2 tRNA genes are annotated in these 639 nt (G+C 38.8%); both read left to right on the top strand.

Annotated features, from left to right (window positions below):
* Positions 1-106 precede the first annotated feature (106 nt).
* Positions 107-183 (top strand) — tRNA-Ile (locus tag DK430_RS13095).
* Between the two features lie 140 nt (positions 184-323).
* Positions 324-399 (top strand) — tRNA-Ala (locus DK430_RS13100).
* The last annotated feature ends 240 nt before the right edge of the window (positions 400-639 follow it).

The raw sequence follows: 639 nt of genomic DNA on the forward strand, positions 1-639 counted from the left end.
TGGATCACCTCCTTACCAAGAAGACGACTTTAAGTGTTCACACAGTTTGTTTGATGGTTGTAGACAAGAGAAGAACAAAACAAAATGTCGAAGACAAAATCCTGTTGGGTCTGTAGCTCAGGTGGTTAGAGCGCACCCCTGATAAGGGTGAGGTCGGTGGTTCAAGTCCACTCAGACCCACCACTTAGACCGGTGATTTGATGATTTGAATAAGTTTAGTGATGGGATGAGTTGATGAAGCGTAAGCGAAGTTAAACCTCAAACTAAACAACGTTAAATATATCAGAAGTACCGAGTGTGAGTGAAAGCCAAAGGATATGATTGGGGATATAGCTCAGCTGGGAGAGCGCCTGCCTTGCACGCAGGAGGTCAGCGGTTCGATCCCGCTTATCTCCACCAATATCGTCATAGTTAAGTTTATTAATTGGTTCAATAAGTTTAGTCTGTAATTTAATTTAATTTAATTTAATTTAATTTAATTTAATTTAATTGGATTGAACGAAAGTCGATGGAGTAAATTTAACTATGATGATGGCAAGCCAAGTCGCTTGCATTATTTTTATCTGTTCTTTAAAAATCCGGAAACAAGCTGAAAACGAGACTTTCAAGAAAGTCTGAGTAAGAGTGATTGATAAAAGG

Origin of the sequence: Aggregatibacter kilianii (assembly GCF_003129965.1) — a bacterium.
Lineage (GTDB): Bacteria > Pseudomonadota > Gammaproteobacteria > Enterobacterales > Pasteurellaceae > Aggregatibacter > Aggregatibacter kilianii_A.